This window comes from Prevotella vespertina (genome assembly GCF_009728485.1).
GTDB classification, from domain to species: domain Bacteria; phylum Bacteroidota; class Bacteroidia; order Bacteroidales; family Bacteroidaceae; genus Prevotella; species Prevotella vespertina.
This window is the reverse complement of the sequence record NZ_VVIQ01000004.1, coordinates 186,537-205,535: the sequence shown is the minus strand read 5'-3', so window position 1 is coordinate 205,535 and position 18,999 is coordinate 186,537. Positions and strand designations below refer to the sequence as shown.

12 protein-coding genes are annotated in these 18,999 nt (G+C 44.9%); 3 read left to right on the top strand and 9 right to left on the bottom strand.

From position 1 onward, the window contains the following. Nucleotides 1-159: 159 nt before the first annotated feature. From F0475_RS05530 to lpxD, 6 genes are all read right to left on the bottom strand, one after another. A complete protein-coding gene (locus F0475_RS05530) occupies nucleotides 160-1,902 on the bottom strand; it encodes an ATP-dependent DNA helicase (RefSeq protein WP_155715835.1) in 1,743 nt (580 codons plus the stop codon). A gap of 18 nt (nucleotides 1,903-1,920) precedes the next feature. After that, nucleotides 1,921-4,488 carry a transglycosylase domain-containing protein gene (locus F0475_RS05525; protein WP_155715834.1) on the bottom strand — a complete coding sequence of 856 codons (2,568 nt, stop codon included), beginning with the start codon at nucleotides 4,486-4,488 and terminating at the stop codon, nucleotides 1,921-1,923. Between the two features lie 65 nt (nucleotides 4,489-4,553). Then, nucleotides 4,554-5,453, bottom strand: a complete 900-nt coding sequence (miaA, locus tag F0475_RS05520; RefSeq protein WP_155715833.1) for a tRNA (adenosine(37)-N6)-dimethylallyltransferase MiaA — start codon at nucleotides 5,451-5,453, stop codon at nucleotides 4,554-4,556. A 4-nt stretch (nucleotides 5,454-5,457) separates the two neighbouring features. Then, nucleotides 5,458-6,228 (bottom strand): acyl-ACP--UDP-N-acetylglucosamine O-acyltransferase, encoded by a 771-nt coding sequence (lpxA, locus tag F0475_RS05515; RefSeq protein WP_155715832.1) that lies wholly within the window; start codon nucleotides 6,226-6,228, stop codon nucleotides 5,458-5,460. A gap of 37 nt (nucleotides 6,229-6,265) precedes the next feature. Further along, nucleotides 6,266-7,654, bottom strand: a complete 1,389-nt coding sequence (locus F0475_RS05510) for a bifunctional UDP-3-O-[3-hydroxymyristoyl] N-acetylglucosamine deacetylase/3-hydroxyacyl-ACP dehydratase (protein WP_155715831.1) — start codon at nucleotides 7,652-7,654, stop codon at nucleotides 6,266-6,268. Between the two features lie 5 nt (nucleotides 7,655-7,659). Beyond that, nucleotides 7,660-8,700, bottom strand: coding sequence for a UDP-3-O-(3-hydroxymyristoyl)glucosamine N-acyltransferase (gene lpxD / locus F0475_RS05505; protein ID WP_155715830.1), 1,041 nt, complete (start codon nucleotides 8,698-8,700; stop codon nucleotides 7,660-7,662). Between the two features lie 491 nt (nucleotides 8,701-9,191). On the opposite strand from lpxD, the gene F0475_RS05500 reads away from it, so the two are divergent. The 3 genes from F0475_RS05500 to mnmE are packed head-to-tail and all read left to right on the top strand — an operon-like array spanning nucleotide 9,192 to nucleotide 12,276. Continuing rightward, nucleotides 9,192-10,067, top strand: a complete 876-nt coding sequence (locus F0475_RS05500; RefSeq protein WP_155715829.1) for a nucleoside phosphorylase — start codon at nucleotides 9,192-9,194, stop codon at nucleotides 10,065-10,067. Between the two features lie 54 nt (nucleotides 10,068-10,121). After that, entirely contained in the window at nucleotides 10,122-10,880 is a 759-nt protein-coding gene (locus F0475_RS05495) for an exodeoxyribonuclease III (RefSeq protein ID WP_155715828.1), read from the top strand. 4 nt (nucleotides 10,881-10,884) lie between these two features. Continuing rightward, nucleotides 10,885-12,276 (top strand): tRNA uridine-5-carboxymethylaminomethyl(34) synthesis GTPase MnmE, encoded by a 1,392-nt coding sequence (gene mnmE / locus F0475_RS05490; protein WP_155715827.1) that lies wholly within the window; start codon nucleotides 10,885-10,887, stop codon nucleotides 12,274-12,276. Between the two features lie 415 nt (nucleotides 12,277-12,691). Here the strand turns inward: mnmE and F0475_RS05485 are convergent, their stop codons facing one another. From F0475_RS05485 to F0475_RS05475, 3 genes are read right to left on the bottom strand one after another with little or no spacing between them, the layout of a single operon-like run. Further along, nucleotides 12,692-14,122, bottom strand: coding sequence for a TolC family protein (locus F0475_RS05485; protein WP_155715826.1), 1,431 nt, complete (start codon nucleotides 14,120-14,122; stop codon nucleotides 12,692-12,694). Continuing rightward, complete coding sequence (locus F0475_RS05480) at nucleotides 14,119-17,307, bottom strand: efflux RND transporter permease subunit (protein WP_155715825.1); 3,189 nt, start codon at nucleotides 17,305-17,307, stop codon at nucleotides 14,119-14,121. The genes F0475_RS05485 and F0475_RS05480 overlap by 4 nt, the downstream gene beginning before the upstream one ends. Nucleotides 17,308-17,311: 4 nt before the next feature. Beyond that, nucleotides 17,312-18,388: an efflux RND transporter periplasmic adaptor subunit gene (locus tag F0475_RS05475; protein WP_155715824.1), complete on the bottom strand. Its 1,077-nt coding sequence runs from the start codon at nucleotides 18,386-18,388 to the stop codon at nucleotides 17,312-17,314. Nucleotides 18,389-18,999: the final 611 nt, after the last annotated feature.

Below are 18,999 nucleotides of genomic sequence, written 5' to 3'. Positions count from 1 at the left end.
CATCAATGGAGGGCTTTTTGTTACATCAAAGCAGTGCTTTATGGGAACACATCCCCTCCTTCCGATGGTCTTATGGGGACTTTTTGTTACATCAAAGCAGTGCTTTATGGAAACACATCCCCTCCTTCGGAGGGGCTTGGGGAGGCTTTTTGTTTTGTATTACGAACATAGCTTTTCGAGTCGTCCTCGTGCTATCGGATTATCCTCATAGAGCTTGATTGCCTTCTCATAGTTGGCAATGGCAGCCTCACGCATCCCCTCTTTCTCGCATTCTTTACCCATCATCACATATTCAACAGAGAGTTTTTTGAGGAAATCCTCATGCTCGCGTTGTTGCTGTCGCAAGGCTTCGTTCTCTCGTCGGAGCTGATTAATCGTTTCGAGTTTACGGCGGATATAACGTTTCGCAACGGGTTTCTCAATGTCATATCGACTATGGATGGCAAGGAAGAAATTGTTTAGAAAACTGTCATAATCGCCCTCGTCGAACGCTTGCACAGCATCGTAATATTCCTTATCAGCCTTACTTTGCTTCAAGGCTGTGGCTATCATATTGCGATCATTATAATGACGTGCAAACTGCGTAACCTCTGCTCGGACGAAAACCTCATTCTGTCTCAGTGGGTCTTTGAGGCTAATTCCTTCCAAGCTGGTGCATCGGGAGAGTGCAACATACGCCTGACCACCAGCGAAGACACCGCCCGTGAAGTCGATATTAACGTTCTTGAACGTTAGTCCTTGACTCTTATGTACGGTGATAGCCCACGCTAGTTTCAATGGGAATTGGATGTAAGTTCCTATCTGTTCTTCCTCTATCTTCTTCTCAGTCTCATTGAAGGTGTAACGCACGTTAGCCCACATTTCACGCTGAACTTGCAGGTCGTGACCCTCTTCCGTGCGTACATAGAGCATTCCCTCCTCCTCATCTATACCGATGATAATCCCCAGTGTGCCATTGACCCACTGCTTTTCTATGTCGTTCTTAATGAACATTACGTGTGCACCCACCTTGAGATTCAACTCCATGGGGGTAGGTAGACTACTCTCAGGGAACTCTCCCTTGATCTCACCAAGGAACATCACGGGGTCGCCCTCGAGCCTGTCTAGTCCCTCATTGTTAATCCAGTCGACCGTATCTCGCTTCGTTGATAGGGTGATGGTGAAGTTTTCTTTGTCCTTATCCTGCGGTTCTAAGGATGCACCCACACGTGCGTTAATCATTTTAAAGTCGGTGTCTGTGACTTGATTGGTGCGTATGTGGTCGAGAATAGAGATGAAGGTGGAATCGTTCTGACGATAAACTTTATTCAACTCAATGCTGACCAAGGGGTAATCCTGGAATACCTTAGCATCGAAGAAATAGTTACTTGCATAATAGGGTTGTAATAGTCTGCGGTCATCCTCCCTAACAACTGGCTCTAACTGATAGATGTCTCCAACCAAAAGGAGCTGCTTTCCACCGAAAGGCTCACGCATATTGCGATTGTAAACACGCAATACTTTATCAATGAAGTCGATGATGTCGGCACGAACCATGCTTATCTCGTCGATGATGATAAGCTCTACTTCGCGCAAGAGTTTGCACTTGTCGCCGTTATAACGCATTGTTCCGCGCAGGTGACGAGGCGTGTATCGACTGTCATCAGGCACTAATGGATGGAAAGGTAACTTGAAGAAGCTATGCAAAGTGCTGCCTCCTGCATTGATGGCAGCTATGCCGGTCGGGGCGAGAATAACGTGTTTTTTCTTTGTAGTAGACGATATATAACGCAAGAAAGTAGACTTCCCCGTACCTGCCTTACCGGTCAGGAACAGGGAATTATGTGTAAATTGTATAATCTGCAAAGCCTTTTGTAGCTCTGGATTCTGTAGATCTATTGCGTTATTAATAGCAGCTTTCATGATGCTGATTAACGCCGCTTAGTCCCATTCAATATTACTTACCGTTGGGTCTTTAGCAGCCTTTATCTTCTTTTCCTTCTTCTTCTCTGACCTGCTCTCATGGCTGTTTCCGCCCCCTTCAGAGCCATTCTCAGACTGGTGTCTGCTTACTGGTTCCGCTGGTTGGATAGGCTCTGAAGGTATGCCTTCAGCATCGTTTCCGTCAGAAGGAATGCCCTCCTCGTTATCACCATGATAACGTCTGTGCCCTGCGTTTAGCCCATTCAGAGAGTCAGGGAGCTGTCGCTGGACAGGAGCTGGCTGACAATTATACATTGTTGGGTCGATATCATCATCCTCATCTACCTCCCACTTGGCATGATAACGCCTATAGGTGCGGTCGTACATCAGGCTATGAAGGAACTCACCCACCACTGGTAAGGCTGTTTTTGAGCCTTGTCCGAGGGCGCCAGTACGGAAGTGTATGGAGCGATATTCGCCTCCTACCCATGCACCAACTACTAGATTCGGACTAACAGCCATAAACCATGCATCGGAGTGGTTATTGGTTGTACCTGTCTTTCCACCCCAGTCTGTATCGCTAGGAACATACTGTCTCAGTGACTGACTGGTACCTCCTCCTTGATTGACACCGGCTTTGAGCATCTGTTGCATTAGGAAGGCAGACTTCGTATCAACGGCTCTCTCGTGGTTTTGAGGGGCTGTATAAACTTCGTTACCATTCATATCTACGATTCGAGTAACGACCACAGGATCAATATGCTCACCATAGTTTGCGATCGTAGAGTAGGCATCCACCATCTCAAGTAAGTTGACATCACTTGATCCAAGAGCCAATGATGGCTCGTTATCTAACGGACTCTTTATGCCCATCTTCTGCGCTGTCTCGATGATACTTGGTATAGTGACTTCCTGTCCAACACGCACTGCAACGGAGTTAATACTTCGAGCGAATGCGGTCATCAAAGGTATGGAGTCGTTAGAAAAACGCCCATTAGCATTATGCGGAGTCCACGTCTTCATCTGTCCAGTCTTCTTATCGAGAACCTGCATACTGATGTATTCGTCACGTCGACGAGTGCATGGCGTCATACCTTGTCGCATGGCTTCGGTGTATACAAAAAGCTTGAAGGTTGAACCCGGTTGACGCTCTGCTATGACCTTATCATACTTCCATGTATCGAAGTTGATATCGCCTACCCACGCCCTTACTGCACCACTCTGTGGTTCCATTGCAACCATTGCGCAATGCATAAACTGTACCATGTAACGGATGGAGTCCATCGATGACATCTCCTTCTCAATGGTGCCTTTTGCATAATCAAAGAGCTTTACCTTGTGTGGTTTATTTAGATAATAAAGAACGCTATCAGGCTGGTTGGGATACTTTTGAACAAGTTTCTTATAGAAAGGTTGGCGCTGAGCTATACCCTCGATAAAGCCTGGTATCTCCTTTCCACTTGCGTCCCTCCATGGGTTCTGACCCCGCCAATGGTTGTTAAAGTTGTCTTGCACACGCTCCATCTGCTTCGATACAGCCTGTTCGGCATACTTCTGCATGCGGGTGTCAATCGTGGTGTAGATCTTTAGACCACTACTATACAAGTCGTAACCATGGTCCTTCATCCACTCCTTAAACTCGTCTGCAACATATTGACGGAAGTACTGCGCTTGACCGTCATAGTTCTCCTCCATGTGTACATCAAGGTGTAGAGGACGCTTCGAATAAGCGGTGTACTCTGATTGAGGTAATACATGGTGTGTCACCATATTATATAATACTGTGTTGCGTCGACGGATAGAGTTTTGAGGGTGCGTGATGGGGTTGTAATAGGTAGTAGCCTTCAACATACCCACAAGGGTGGCTGCTTGATCAACCGACATCTTCGCTGGTGTGGTATTGAAATAGGTCTTTGCTGCGGTCTTGACACCATATGAGTTGTTACCGAAATCGACGGTATTGGCATACATTGTCAATATATCTTTTTTGGAATAGATGAGCTCTAATTTCACAGCAATAATCCACTCCTTACTCTTCATAATAAGCATACGAAGCCCTGGAACGTGCCCCAGTAAGCCTGTAGAATACTGTGTTCTTACACGGAACATATTCTTTGCTAGCTGCTGAGTAATCGTCGATGCACCACGTCCATCACCACGAGTAACAGCGTCTTTAATCGCTCCACCGATACCCATGAAGTCGATTCCATGATGGCTATAGAAGCGTTCGTCCTCTGTACTAATCAGTGCGTTCCAGAAGGCGGGATTAACTTCTCCATACTTGATAGGCGTACGGTTTTCTTTATAAAAGCGTCCAATAAGTACGGAGTCAGCGCTATATATCTCCGAAGCAGCGTACGTTGGAGGTGTTTTAATCTCTATAAAGCCAGGCGATCTACCAAAGAGCCACAGGAAGTTAGTGTCTACCATGCCTAGATAAAGGAATATGGCAACGATGAAGGAAGTGATCCCCAGTGCTGCTTTCGTGTACCATGCACGACCCTTATAGAGCTTTATGTACCAAGGAAAGAAGTGTACTATCCCTTGGAAAATAGCTTTAATAAATGAATAAAGTCTCTTTATCATTGCCTTTACAATCTTCGTTTTATAACATAACTCACCTATTACTGCAAAAGTAGTTATTTACTTGCTTACAGGGAGATAGTCGATAGATAATTTAAGATTTCTTCAATGTTATCAGGTGAAAACCACGTCATTTCCGCATCACGCTTGTACCATGTGAGCTGTTTGCGGGCATAGCGACGGGTATTACTTTGTATCTTAAAGATCGCTTCATCAAGTGTTGTCAATCCGTCAAGATACTCAAATAGTTCCTTATAGCCCACCGTGTTAAGCGAATTGAGCATTCTCTTCGGATAGACGCATTGCGCTTCTTCGATCATACCATCGTCTATCATCTGCAAAACTCGCTGATTGATACGTTGATAGAGGGTCTCACGATCACGATTCAAACCAATTTTGATAATATCAAAAGGACGTTTTTTGATGGTATTAGAACGGAAGGATGTATAGGTTCTACCCGTCTGTTTGCATATTTCAAGAGCATGAATAACCCGTCGAGGATTGTTCCTGTCGACTACAGCCCAGTGCTCTGGATCCCATTTATGAAGCAACTCGCACATCTTTCCTAAGCCTTCACTCTCAAGGAGTTGCATCATCTCCTGCCGCACTTCTGGGCGTATGGTTGGAATGTCATCAATACCTTTACAAACCGCATCGATATACATCATTGACCCACCCGATAGTAAGGAAACCTTTGACGAAGCCTCATTAATAATCTTCAAAACATCCTCTTCAAACAGACTTGCCGAATAGTAGTCCTCTAAGTGATGATTCCCAACGAAGTAATGACGCACTCGTGCCTGTTGAGCAGCCGTTGGTGCGGCTGTTCCGATGGGTATTTCAGAGAAGATCTGACGTGAGTCTGCATTGATAACAGGTACATCAAAGTGTTCGGCAAGGCGCAAGGTTGCCTCCGTCTTGCCCACACCTGTTGGTCCCGTGACGACTATTAATGTCTTTTCCTTCAAACTCTTACCTAATCAAACCACGTTGTGAAGCCTCTGCGAAGTCAATGATTCGCTGTACTTCAGGCGTCACCTGCAGTTCACTCTTTATACGAGCTATATTCTCAGCACGCGTTCCTGTACTATAAAGTAGGCGATACGTGTTATGGATGAGTTCTATCTGTTCGTTTGTAAAACCACGTCTGCGCAATCCAACGAGGTTAACTCCCATATAGCGAGCAGGCTCCTTGCCTACTATAATATAAGGTGGAATATCCATTGAGAAGCGGCTTCCTCCTTGTATCATAACGTATCCACCAATGCGACAGAACTGGTGACAAAGGATGTTAGCTGATATGATGGCATAGTCTTCAACGACCACTTCTCCAGCGAACTTAGTCGAGTTACCGATGATGACACCAGACCCAATTTCACAGTCATGTGCTATGTGCATACTCTCCATAAGGAGGTTATTACTCCCCACAACAGTCCTCCCTTTGGATGCAGTACCACGTGAGATTGTAACGTTCTCACGTATGGAGTTGTTATCTCCAAGGACGCATTCTGTCTCCTCACCACGGAACTTTAAGTCCTGAGGTTTTGTAGAGATACTAGCTCCAGGGAATATCTCGTTGCCATTACCTATTCGTGCTCCAGTATGAATGGTAACGCCATTTTGGAACACATTATTACTACCGATTACGGTGTTCTTGTCGATGTAACAGAACGGACCGATAATGTTATTGTCACCTAGTTGTGCCTCTGGATGAACAAAGGCAAGTGGGCTTATTTGGTTCATATCATTATGTTTTGGGGAGGAGTTCCTAAACTCCTCCTTACTTATTCTTCACTATCTGTGCTGTAAACGTTGCTTCAGTGACAACGTTGACACCGACAAATACATAGCCTTTCATTGAGCTAATTCCATGGCGAACAGGACCTAATAGCTCCACACGGAACAAGAGAGTGTCACCTGGAACGACCTTTTGACGGAACTTAACATCGTCTATCTTCAAGAAGTAAGTAGACCATCTCTCTGGCTCTTCAAGCTGTGATAGCACTAAAAGACCGCCACATTGCGCCATTGCCTCTACCTGAAGTACACCTGGCATAACGGGCTCTTGAGGGAAATGACCTTGAAAGAATGGCTCGTTACTAGTGACATTCTTCACACCAACTACACTATTTGCTCCCATGGAGATAACCTTGTCTACCAACTGCATGGGGTACCTATGTGGCAACAACTCACGTATGCGGTTGTTATCCATGAGAGGCTCTTCATTAGGATCGTAAATCGGTGCTTGCACCTCGTGCTTACGTATCTCTTTACGCATTAAACGCGCAAACTTATTGTTCACAGTGTGCCCTGGTCGAGTTGCAATAATGCGTCCCTTGATAGGTTTATCTATGAGTGCCATGTCTCCGATGATATCTAGGAGCTTATGACGGGTACATTCATTATCCCACTGCAAAGGCTTATGTTGGATGTAACCAATGTTATTTGCATCCATGCGAGGCACTTTCAAGAGGTCTGCTAGTTGGTCTAGTTTCTCTTGAGAAACCTGCTGTTCATAGATAACAATAGCGTTATCCAAGTCGCCACCCTTAATGAGGTTCGCTTGTAATAACGGCATAATGTCACGCACAAAGACGAAGGTTCGAGCTGGCGCAATCTCCTCTTCGTAGGTACCAAAGTCGTCCAACGTAGCGAACTGACTGCTGATAAACTTTGAATCAAAGTTACACATGGCAGTAATAGAGAACTCGTCGTCAGGCAAGATAGTAATTACTGACCCGTTCGCCTCCTTTATCTCTATCTTTTTCCGTATGATGTAATAGTCCTTCGGGGCTGCTTGATCAACAATGCCCACCTCCTTGATCTTATTAACATACATCGTTGCAGAACCATCGAGGATAGGGAACTCTGGTCCGTTTATCTGTATCAAGCAGTTGTCAATGCCCATTGCATATAGGGCAGACATACCATGCTCTATGGTACTTACACGTGCCTCACCCTTTGCCAAGACCGTTCCGCGCTGTGTATCCACTACATTCTCTGCAACGGCATCGATGATTGGCTGCCCTTCAAGGTCTATACGTTGTATCTTGTAGCCAGTATTCTCTGGAGCGGGATTAAACGTTACGGTAAGACTCAAACCAGTGTGAAGTCCCTTGCCAAAGAGCGAGAAACTCCCTTTTAATGTCTTCTGCTTTATTGTATCCATGAATGTTATCTGTTCTTTTTCAATTGGTCTATTTCTTTCTGCAAGTCGCTTAGTTGCTTGTACATCTCAGGCAGTCTGCGGAAGATGGCTTGCGACTTAAAGTAAGAGCGTTGCTCCATTGGAGGTGTACCAATCAGTTGTTGGTTAGCCTTCAAACTTCCAGGTGCACCTGACTGTGCGCCTAGGAAAACCTTATCACCTATCTCTATATGCCCTGCAATGCCCACTTGTCCACCGAACATGCACCACTGCCCCACCTTTGTAGAGCCTGCGATACCCACTTGGGCAGACATGACTGTGTTCTCGCCAATGTCTGTGTTGTGTGCAATCTGCACGAGGTTATCCAGTTTAACACCCTTACGAACATAGGTGCTACCCATCGTTGAGCGGTCCACACAAGTGTTTGCTCCAATCTCAACATCGTCCTCTAAGGTCACAATACCTATCTGTGGTATCTTGTCATAACTATTTGTTTCTGCGTTAGGAGCGAATCCGAAACCATCAGCACCCACCACTGCGCCTGAATGGAGGATAACTCTATCGCCCAACTTACAGCCTTGGTAAATGCTAGCATTAGGGTAGATAATACAGTTCTTACCCATCTCTACGCCTTCCATTATCGTTGCATGAGGATAAATCTGACAGCCATCTCCCACCGTCACATCGTCCCCTACGTATGCAAAGGCACCAATATAAACATCCTTACCGATGGTTGCTTTTGGCGAAACAAAAGCCAAGCTGTCAATGCCCTGACGCTTAGGTTTCATGCTCTCATATAACTGCAACAACTTCGCAACACAATCACGTGCATTCTTAACACGTATCAATGTGGCTTTAACGGGCTTCTCCAACTGAATGTCCTCATCAACGAGAACGATTGACGAAGCCGTCTCATATAAATAATGTGTGTATTTTGGATTGGCAAGAAAAGAGATTGCTCCCTCTTTTCCATCCTCTATCTTGGCGAAAGTATGGATGGTTTTATTCTCGTCACCATCAACACGTCCTTGTATGAATTGCGCTATCTGTTTTGCAGAAAACTCCATGTATTATACCATTAATTGGTTATTATTTCTGCAAAGATAGATATTTTTTATTAGAATCATTGCTTACGTTAGTATAATTTGCATAATTTTATGCTCCCATCGAGGCGTTATGCGTTATAGAGAAGGGCGTTTCGTCGTTAGCAAGAGAGCCTCTCCTTGCTGTGAAGGGAGGCTCTCTTTCCTGCAAGAAGGGCGTCTCTTCCTTTCCACCTGTGGGGCTGTTCGATTTTATGTGGTTGCTTCGATGTATCTTGTGAGGCTCTCCCGATGTTCTTGTTGCAGCCTCTGGGCTATCCTATAAAGCGTTACAAGAACTTGTAATCATACGTGATTCGCTGTGATAAATATTACTCCTAGCCTTGTTGTAGCTTACCTTTGAATGAAAGAAACATACGCTTTCTATATGAAAAAACTTGTTTCTTTCCACTTTTATACGTATCTTTGTCAGTTAACAAACAGTAGTCAATATTTTTACCAAAACACCTTTTGATATGGAGAAGAAGTATTTTGCCCCCTCAGAGCTGATTATCAATAGTGATGGAAGTGTTTTCCACCTACATTTAAAGCCTAAAGATCTTGCAGAAAAAGTGATACTTGTGGGCGATCCAGGGCGTGTGGCACTCGTGGCATCACACTTTGAAGACATTGAGTGTGAGGTTTCTAACCGTGAATTTAGAGCCATTACGGGTACTTACCATCGCAAGCGTATAACGGTAGTGAGTACGGGTATTGGTTGTGATAACATTGACATCGTTCTTAACGAACTTGATGCTTTGGTAAATATCGACTTTCAGACACGTTATGAAAACGAACAATTAAGACAGTTATCATTGGTTCGCATTGGTACATGTGGTGGTTTGCAGCCTAACACACCAGTAGGTACTTACATCGCATCAGCCAAGAGTATTGGCTTTGATGGGCTTCTGAACTTCTATGCAGGGCGCAATCAAGCAAGCGACTTAGCCTTTGAACAAGCGTTTAAAGAGCAAGTGCAATGGGATATGCAGATGGGTAATCCTTACGTGGCATGCGCTGATAACGAGTTACTTGAGCGTATTGCGGGCGACGATATGGTGCGAGGTGTAACCATAGCCTGCGGTGGTTTCTTTGGTCCGCAGGGTCGCGAATTGCGCTTACCACTGCAAGATCCAATGCTAAATACGAAGATTCAGAAGTTTGAATACGATGGTATGCGTGTGACGAACTTTGAGATGGAGTCGTCAGCGTTGGCTGGTTTGGCAACACTCATGGGTCATAAGGCTGTCACCTGTTGCATGGTTATTGCCAACCGATTGGCTAAGGAGGCGAATGCAAACTATAAGAACACCATCGACGGACTGATTACTCTTGTCCTTGAGCGTATATAATAATGTGAAGCAATGGGTGTTATTAGATGAAGAAAAGATAAGGCAATTCTCTTAATGCGCATTATCTCTTGGAATATATTTGGTATTCGGTCGGCATTTTCAGCCTTTCTTTCAATGTTGGAAAGCTGGGAACCAGACATAGTTTGCCTACAGGAAACCAAGATAAAGACGATAGATGCATGCTTCAATATCGTTGGTTATCATCAAATATGGAATGAGGCAGATGATGCTGCACACCTTGGTACGGCGTTATTCACCAAATCCTTGAAGCAGGGAAACACTTTGAACGATAGTTTCAAAGGCGTTTATAAACGGGAACACATAATAGTTGCAGAACTAGAAAGTGTGTATGTCGTTGGTGTATATGTGCCTTATGCTGGTAAGGAGCAGTCGACACGAATGTATCGGCACGATTGGTTTGAATCTTTCCAACACATTATTCATCAGTTACAAGCCCATAAGCCTTGTATTATCTGTGGTGATTTTAATATCGTCCAACGGGATATTGATGCTTTTGATAATATGTCTGTCAAGTCGACCGCATGCTTTACAAGACAAGAGCATATCGATTTCGAGCATTTTATGCAGGCGGAGACTTTGGTGGACGTGTATAGATATTTGCACCCTGATAAGCAACAGGAGGGTTTCACATATTACCCTTTCGGAGGGGAGTACAGGATAAATAAGGAAGGATATAGGATTGACTTGTTCCTTATAAGTAAGCAATTAATGGGGAAGGTAGTAGATTGTTATCCTCTTCAAGAGGTGGAGGGGTCGTGTAATGTACCCCTGCTACTGGATATTAATATATGATTTTATGATATTAGACACGATTTCTTCAATATCAACAGATACGATAACAGCACTCGCAACGCAGCCCGGTGGAGCCATTGGAGTGGTGCGTGTGAGTGGAGCGAAAGCAATAGAACTGACGGAGAAGGTCTTTCGTGGGGTGGGAAAGAAGCCGCTCCACGAAGCCAAAGGGAACACGTTACACTATGGTGAGATTGTTGGTAAGGACGGAAAAGAGATTGACGATGTCCTTGTGAGTGTGTTCCGTGCACCGCATAGTTATACTGGTGAGGATAGTACGGAGATCTCGTGTCATGGTTCGGCATACGTTCTTAATCAGGTGGTAAAGGCTCTCATTGATGCTGGATGTCGACAGGCTCGACCAGGAGAGTACACCCAACGGGCGTATCTGAATGGTAAGATGGACTTGAGTCAGGCTGAGGCTGTTGCCGACTTGATTGCTGCGACGAACAGAGCATCACATCAAGTGGCATTGAGCCAACTGAAGGGTCACTTCAGTTCGGAGCTTTCCAAGCTACGAGATCAGCTCTTGAAGATGACATCCCTACTTGAGTTAGAGCTCGACTTCTCCGATCATGAGGAGCTAGAGTTTGCTGATAGAGGGGAGTTGAAGGCGTTGGCTGAAACAATACACGAGCGTATCTCGGTGCTTATCAGGTCGTTTGAAACAGGTAATGCACTGAAGCGTGGGGTGCCAGTAGCCATCATTGGCAAGACAAATGTGGGTAAATCAACGCTCTTGAATTGCTTGTTACATGAGGAGAAAGCGATTGTCTCAAATATTCATGGTACTACCCGCGATGTCATTGAGGACACAACAGAGATACAAGGGATTACCTTCCGTTTCATTGACACAGCTGGTTTGCGTAACACGGACGACCAGGTTGAGCAACTCGGAATCGAACGATCGTATAAGAAACTGGCAGAGGCTCGTATCATCTTGTGGGTGGTTGATGCTACTCCTAGTCTATCGGAACTATCTGAGATGCAGGCTTGTTGTGAGGGAAAGAGCCTTATCCTTGTGCGCAACAAAGTGGACGAGACGACTGCGGAAGAGCTTTCGGTAGGCGATAGCCACTGCCAGATAGTTAGTATATCTGCCAAGTATAAGCGTAATATCGACCAACTGGAGCAACTTATCTACGCCTCTGCTAATATCCCAGAGATCAATGAGAACAGTGTAATTATCACTTCCGTTCGCCATTACGAAGCACTCACTCGTGCCGACGAGTCGATTCTTCGTGTGATAGATGCCCTCTCTATGAGTCTTTCAGGTGATCTTATCAGTGAGGATCTCCGCATTTGTCTCGACGAACTAGCCGATATCACGGGTGGACAAATTACTCCGAATGAGGTGTTGGGGAATATCTTTAAGCACTTCTGTATCGGTAAGTAAAGACGGAATAACAGCCTCCCACCAACCCTTCTACAGCCTCTCCCCCGTCCCCTCTCCGAATGGAAAAGCCTCCCCCAACCCCTCCGAAGGGAGGGGAGAGCCTAACGGGAGCTAGCTAGGAAAAGGCACTCTTAATACAAAGAGGGCGTTTCTTTGATGCAAAGATAGGCTTTTGGGAATGACATCCCCTCCTTTGGAGGGGTTTGGGGAGGCTTTTTAGTAGAATTAAGGAAACGCCTTTCTCCAATCGAGAAAGGCGTTTCTTCCTATCGAAGAGAGGCTTTCCTTGCATCGAAGAAACGCCCCCTTTATTTGCAAACAGCAGTCTTCACTCCCCTCTCCATTCGGAGAGGGGGTGGGGGAGAGGCTGTAGATGGGATGGGGGAGAGGCTTTTTTTTGCTATGTCTTGAGCCTTTAGAAGTACCCTCTATATAGGTCGATTAGTGTAGAGAGTTGGCGTAACTGCGTGTCAACAAGCTCTACTTGGCAATCGAGTTGTTCGCGTTCGCTATCGAGAACCTCTAGGTAGGTTGCGCGGTTATAGGTGTAGAGTTGCTGGGCAGCGATGACCGCCTTCGAAAGAGCATCCGCCTGTTTCACCTTCAACGCCTGATATTGTGCAAGGTTATGAGCCTTTGCCTGCAAGGTAGTCATATCACTATAAGCCGATAGCAACACCTTATCATAATTGTAAAGAGCCTCTAGTTGCAAGGCATTTGCTTGATCGAAATTCGCCTGAATAGCCTTCTTGTTGATGATAGGAGCAGCCAGTCCACCGATGACACCAAAGGCTAACGACTTCGGTAAATGCAATAGATACTTAGGGTTGAAAGCATCTAAACCAAGCGAAGCCGACACGTTCAGTGAGGGAAGGAAAGCCTTGCGGGCTACGTCAACATCCCATTTTGCTGCCTCAAGTTGGTGCTCTGCCTGTACAACATCAGGTCGTTTGAGTAAGAGACTCGTAGGAATAGTCTGCAAGGACGTGGGTACCTGCCTATTCATTAGGTTCTCTTTGTTGCGGAGAATAGGCGTTGGATAACGTCCAAGTAGCATATTCAGGTTGTTTTCCGTCTCTGTGATAGCCTGTCGGAGTTCGTATTCTTCAGCTGACGCCTTCGCTAGCTCGGCCTCAAACTTCTCCACTGCTAATTGCGTATCAGCGTCTGCTTCCTTCTGAACACGGGCTATCTGCACCGCTTTCTGTTGTAACTTAATGTATTGCAACATGATATCCAGCTTATTATCTAACGCCAATAACGAGTAGTAATTCTCTGCTACATCAGCCACCAACTGGCTCTTTAGCGTGCGTTGACCATCCTCCGAAGCAAGGTAACGTTCGACTGCTGCACGCTTATCACTATTGAGTTGATTCCAAAGGTCAATCGTCCAGTTGAGTTGCAAACTAGGTGCTATATCTGGTGTGACGGTTGGGATGTTATGACCAGGTGTGATTTGCGTACCCACGTTACCCGCTCCGTCAGCCGTATAACGTCCCACCTTCGATGCACCAACAGACATGTTTGCCGTGATGGAAGGCAACATCTGCCCACGTTTGGCTAGGATATTACTCTTCGCAATAGCCATCTCCTGCAAGGTTATCTTTAGGTCTTGATTATTGTTCAAAGCCGTGTCGATGAGTGCACGGAGCGTCTCATCCTGGAAGAAATCACGCCAAACAGGGATGGCACTCACCGTGTCACTTGTTGCAACAGGGAGGCTTGCTTTGATGATGTCCTTCGGTAAGGTCGCTTGCGGAGTCTTACATGCTGCGAGAGATAACAGCCCCAGCAGGGCTGCTATATTATATATAATGTGTAACTGTCTATGGTTCTTTTTCATCATTCTGATTCCTCTTTAGATTTTTCCTTGTGGTAACGTTTGTCCTTCTCTTCGCTTAATGGCTTGTCTTTCTGGTAGTGAACGATCTTGTCCGCCATAGATGCAAAGATATTGTAAAGCCCTGGGATGAGCAAAAGACCAAATAACGTACCAATTAACATACCGCCCACTGCGGCAGTACCAATGGTTTTGTTACCAATAGCACCAGCTCCCGAAGCAAAGACGAGTGGGATCAAACCAGCGATGAAAGCGATACTTGTCATCAGAATAGGGCGGAATCTCGCTACCGCACCTTCGATTGCTGCATGCAGAATAGGCTGTCCGAGATTCTTTCGTTGTACGGCATATTCAACCATTAACACAGCGTTCTTACCCAATAGACCGATAAGCATGACAAGTGCAATCTGCGCATAGATGTTATTTTCCAAGCCACATATTTTCAGTAACAAGAAGGCTCCGAAGACACCAACTGGTAGGAAGATAATGACTGGAAGAGGCAATAGGAAGTTCTCATACTGCGCTGCCAAGATGAGGTAAACGAAGACAAGACAGACGATGAAGATGATAACAGCGGTGTTACCTTGGTCCACTTCATCCTTTGAAATACCAGCCCAATCATAGTCATAACCCTTTGGTAAGGACTTTTCTGCTACTTCACTAATAGCGTTCAAAGCCTGTCCACTGGAATAACCGGGTGCTGGTGCACCTGTTACCTCTGATGAGTTGTAAAGGTTATGACGTGTAATCTCACTCATACCATACACCTTCTGCAACGTCATAAAGTCTGAATAAGGCACCATGTTGCCCTCATCATTCTTTGCATAGAGATGGAGTAAGTCCTCTGGGAACGCCCTATACTGTGGTGCGGCTTGCACAATTACCTTGTAAGGCTTGCCAAATTCGATGAATCCCGTTTGATAGTCTGAGCCCACCAATATCGATAAGTTATTGAGCGCCTTACCGGGTTCTACACCCTTTTGTAACGCCATTGCATCATTGACGTTGAGCATGTATTGAGGGAAGCTAGCCGAATAGAACGTAAAGGCGTTGCCTATTTCTGGACGCTTATTAAGCTCCTTTACGAAGTCTTTACTAACCTTCTCCATCTGGTGATAATCGTTATTACCAGTCTTATCTAATAGTCTCAACTCGAATCCACTGGCTGCTCCATAACCTGGAATCGATGGTGGTTCGAAGAAATCAATGTTCGCAGTCGTGATGACCTTACACTTTTGTTCGAGGTCTTCGATAATCTCTTTGGCTGTACGCTTGCGGTGTTTCCAGTCCTTGAGATTGATTAGACAGCTACCAGAGTTGGCACTTGTACCCTCTGAAAGGATCTCAAAACCAGCCAAAGAAGATACACTCTCAATGCCATCCTCCTTCTCGGCAATAGCAAGGAGTTGGTGAGCAACCTCGTTCGTGCGCTCTATGGTTGAGCCTGGAGGCGTCTCGATGACAGCATAAATCATACCTTGATCCTCTTGCGGGATGAATCCTGAAGGTAGACCAAGGTTCACCCAATAGGCAAGCCCACAGAACACTAAGATGGCAATCATTGTAAAGGCTTTATGCTTAACAGTGTGTTGCAGCAAGCTAGCATATCGTTTGCTACCAGCATCGAAAGTGGTATTGAACTTCTTTAAGAGGCGTCCGATAGGTCCGAGTTTGACGTTATGTTCCTGTTCTTTCGTCAATATCAACGCACAAAGAGCAGGCGTTAGTGTGAGGGCAACAAAGCCAGAGAAGAGGATACTTGAAGCCATCGTGATAGAGAACTGACGATAGAACATACCCTCAGGACCGCCCATGAATGCCACAGGAATAAACACTGATGCCATGACAAGAGATATAGCAATGATGGCACCAGATATCTCCTGCATTGCTTTCTCCGTCGCTTCGACTGGTGAGAGTTTGTTTCGTGCAATCTGAACATTCACTGCCTCAATCACAACTATCGCATCATCGACGACGATACCAATAGCCATCACCAATGCAAAGAGGGATATCATGTTGAGTGTGATGTTGAATGCTAACATCGCAATGAAGCTACCCAAGAGAGAGACAGGGACGGCAAGTACAGGAATAACAGCCGATCGCCAGTCGCCAAGGAAGATGAAGACTACGAGGGCAACAAGCACGAATGCCTCGAAAAGAGTGTGTATTACCTTCTCGATACTAGCGTTAAGGAAGCGGCTAATATCGTAACTAATCTCATAATGCATACCCTTTGGCATGTCCTTCTGAAGGCGTGTCATGGTTTGTTTCACCTGCTTGATAACGTTGCTGGCATTACTTCCGTAAGCCTGTTTCAACGTCACAGCGGCAGAAGGACGACCATTTAGTGTGGAATAAATATCATATACCTCACTACCAAGATGTATGTCGGCAATATCCTTCAAGCGCACAGTTTGTCCATCAGAAGTACTCTTGACGATGATATTACCATATTGTTCGGCAGTGGTGTAACGCCCAGGATATTTCAAGACAAACTCCTTAACCTGTGGACGTGTACCTCCGCTCTCACCGAGTTTACCAGGTGATACTTCTATATTCTGGTCTTCCAAGGCATCGCTCACATCATCCGTTGATAAGCCGTAAGCAACCATCTTGTCAGGATGTAACCAAACGCGCATAGCATAGCTACGGGTTCCGAGGATATCAAGGTCGCCCACACCATCTACACGCAAGAGCTCTGGTGAGATGTTGATATCGAAGTAGTTGTATAGAAAGTCTTGATTGACACTGGGATCATCACTATAGAGATTGATGTACATGAGGATGTTTGGCTCCTCACGGGAGATCTTTACACCCTCTCGAATGACCTCTGGTGGTAATTTGTTAGTGGCTGCAGAAACACGATTCTGTACGTTGACAGCATCAACGTTAGGGTCGGTTCCAAGTTTGAAGACCACGTTCAATTCTGCCTCACCATCGTTACCTGCATCACTTTCAATATACTTCATGCCAGGCACACCATTGAGGGCTTGCTCCAAAGGAATGATGACCGACTTTACTAACAACTCATTGTTAGCACCCGGATAGTCAGCAGTTACGTTCACCTTAGGCGGTGAGATAGATGGAAACTGCGTGATGGGTAGGTTGAAAAGACAAAGAATACCAATAAAGGCAATGACCAGTGCTATCACAATAGATAGAACCGGACGGCGTATGAATATCTTAAACATCTACTTAAATAGTGATTTCGTTTGACTTTATTGCTTGTCGGGGATTAACAAAACGAGTGCGAACACGATCGCCATCGTTGACCTTCTGTATACCATCTGTCAGGTAATGATCAGAGGCGTTGAGCCCTGATGCAATGACGTAAATGCCTGTTGCCTCCGCTGCAATTTGTATTTGGCGTTGGTGAATAACGTTGTTTTTATCAATAACAAAGACATATTTGCGGTCTTGCAACTCATAGACAGCCTCTTGAGGGATAATCATTGCATGATTCTTACGCACGAGTAGCTGTACAGTTCCAGTCTGTCCGTTACGTAAAAGCCCCTTTGGATTAGCAAAGAGAGAGCGAACAGAGATGGTTCCAGTGGCATTGTCGAATTGTCCAGAGATGTCCTTGATATGTCCTTGGGCTGGGAATGTACTGCCATTAGCCAACAATAGCTTCAGAGGTAACTGTGTGTAAAGGTCGGGGTGTTGCTGAAAATCAAGGTAGTCAGTCTCTGAGATGTTGAAGTAGACTTGCATTTGTGAGTTATCAGAGAGCGTTGTCAATAGGTCATCTTGTTGAATGAAACTACCCACCTTTTGCGGTATTCTCCCTAAGACACCTGTAAAGGGTGCGCGGATAAGAGCTAACTTCTTATGCAATACGGCTAGCTTATAATCTGCACTGGCAGACTGCAGCTTTGCTTTTGCCATGCGCTTTGCATTAGGGGAAATAATGTTGTTGTCGGTTAGTCTACTTGTGTTTTGCAAATCAATCTCAGCTTGTTCTTGTGCAGAACGAGCTTTCTCAATCTCCTCATCTTCGCCCACGATGGCAATACGAAACAAGGGTTGACCAGCATGAACCATCTGTCCTTCACTAACAAAGACTTGCTGTAAGATTCCTTCTTGCTGTGAACGAACCTCAATGTTACGCTTAGATTGGATGTTAGCCACATAACTTTGCGGAAGACTAACATCAGAAACTAATGGCGTTGTAGACGTGTAAACGACATTCGTTTGCTGCTCAGCTTTCTTTGATTGACACCCCCATAGCAATACAGCTAATAGGAGAATAAGATTTGTTATCCGCTTCATAAAACACATGTTTTTAGGTCGTTATGCCTATAACTAGTATTTACCTCATTTCAAGATTTCGCTTGTCTTGAATCTGAATCAGCTCATCCTTAGTCGTAACATACGCCCTTTGCTTATGCTATAAATTATCTCTGCAAAGTTAAACAATAATCTCTACTTCTTCAATAAATTCACAGAAATTATATAAAAAAACGTAAGGTTGATAGGAGGTAGGGGTTGTTGGCATGTATGTGGTACGGTGCTTTGCTTCCTACTTTCCTGTGTTTTCCGTGTGTTATTATATATCTAGCATAGGCTTATAAATAAATGTTTTCGTGCCTTGCAAGTCTGTCCACTTCCTTTGTCATTTAATGGAAGGAGGGGAGAGGAGCCTTCTTTTAATCTTACCTCATTGTTTCTTATGGAATAGTTAAAAATACTTATAATGCTTAAAAGCGGTAAGATTATGTGTTGTAATTACTATTATTTTGTTAATTTTGTACGTGTGAGGATTAAATAAACCTATCTAAACAATATGGTGTTATGATTATCTCTTTGACAGTCAGCCTATTATTATGAAGGGAAGATGCTGTTTCCAACATAAATATAGATGGATGCAAGAAGAGGTAACA